Genomic DNA, 881 nt, shown 5'->3' with positions numbered 1-881 from the left:
CGCGTGACCCTAGAGCTATTTGTCGCCAACACCGCAACCAGCTAGTCCGGGAGAGATTGTAAATGGGCGAAACGACAATTCACCAATTTGGTCCGGGCTTGGGCTTCGCCGTTCTCATAATCGTCGCCGCTAGCCTGTTTGATCGCCTCCTCAAGAAACCAAAATTCGGACCTGAGGCTTTTGGGTTGGCACGCACAATTCGCCTGGCGATGCTTGTTCTTTATAGTTTTATAATGGCCAGCCTCGCACTTGGGATTCTATTTGGCATTTTGCTAGTTCCAACATTCGTAGTCTTTGACCTTTCAGGCAGCAATCCAAGCGATACGGCGTCTATGGTTTTGATCATGTTTTTTGTTTTCGTTGTATGCGCTTACTGTTGGCACTTCCTCTTTTTTCACTTTCCAGCGGTCATGATATTCTCCACTAAGACATTTCTGGTGAAGGAAGACATTTCCAAATTTCCACAGATTATTGACTACGCTTACTATCTCTTCGCCTCAATTGGCATTTCTTATGCCTTCCTTGAACTATCGGGTGGTGAAAAGCTTTCAAAAGATGCTCAGTTATTTTACCTATTCTTGGCCATTCAGCTTATTAGCTTGCGTTTTACAAAGGTCACTATTGAGCGAAAGAAAGATAAATATCTCGACGGAAGCGTCTACGTTCGTGGATTTGACGGTTCTGTTCTATTTTCGAGTAAGAAAAACAAGCAACGGCTTGGTTGATTAGTGCTCTGAAAGTGTTCGATCTGACACTATTCGTACTGGTGGACATCAATCGATCAGGCCCGGATGCAAGCAGCGAAATGAGTAAGGCAATAGCCAATGAGCAATCAGCCGAAGCTGACGTTGATAGAAAATCAAGGGAAGCCCGCTATGTCC

Annotated in this window: 1 protein-coding gene; it reads left to right on the top strand. The window is 44.9% G+C overall.

Features of this window, described 5'->3' with window-relative positions:
- Positions 1-62 precede the first annotated feature (62 nt).
- Positions 63-725, top strand: a complete 663-nt coding sequence (locus Q1B27_RS24450) for a hypothetical protein (protein WP_299852807.1) — start codon at positions 63-65, stop codon at positions 723-725.
- Positions 726-881 lie beyond the last annotated feature (156 nt).

It is taken from the genome of uncultured Roseovarius sp. (assembly GCF_947489715.1).
Taxonomy (GTDB): domain Bacteria; phylum Pseudomonadota; class Alphaproteobacteria; order Rhodobacterales; family Rhodobacteraceae; genus Roseovarius.
This window is presented reverse-complemented; position numbering and strand designations above follow the sequence as displayed.

Excerpts from the sequence above, each read along its gene's own strand:
- Q1B27_RS24450 (WP_299852807.1), top strand. The coding sequence starts at position 63 with ATGGGCGAAACGACAATTCACCAATTTGGTCCGGGCTTGGGCTTCGCC.